Raw genomic sequence first — 558 nt, forward strand, 5'->3', positions numbered from 1 at the left:
TGGTATCTCACAAGGCAGGCTGGCGGTGGCTTCTGGTATCACAAGAGAATATCTCAACAAGATAGAAAGCGGAAAAATGAAGCCGTCAAAGGAGCTTCTGGAAACTCTGCATAAGGAACTGGCAAGGTTCAATCCAGAAGCACCGCTTACCATGCTGTTTGATTATGTAAAAATTCGTTTTCCCACGCTGGATATACAGCACATCATCAAAGATATATTAAAACTGAATATCAATTATATGCTCCATGAAGATTACGGACATTACAGTTATACGGAGCATTATTCTCTGGGGGACATCTTTATCTATACGTCGGCTGACGAAGAAAAAGGTGTCCTTTTAGAGTTAAAGGGGCGTGGTTGCCGACAGTTTGAAAGTTACCTGCTGGCACAGCAAAGAAGCTGGTATGACTTTCTCATGGACGCACTCGTAGACGGTGGCGTGATGAAGCGTATCGACCTTGCTATTAACGACCATACGGGCATTTTGGATATTCCAGAGCTTGCGGAAAAATGCAGGAAACGGGAATATATCGGAAAGTCCAGAAGTTATAAGTTTTA

The 558-nt window shown here is 43.0% G+C and carries 1 protein-coding gene; it reads left to right on the forward strand.

The genetic code is table 11. The features are described from left to right. On the forward strand, positions 1–558 hold a 558-nt coding region (locus WKT11_RS19840), incomplete at both ends, for a replication initiation factor domain-containing protein (protein WP_340285799.1).

This window comes from Blautia sp. HCN-1074 (assembly GCF_037890165.1).
Taxonomy (GTDB): domain Bacteria; phylum Bacillota; class Clostridia; order Lachnospirales; family Lachnospiraceae; genus Blautia_A.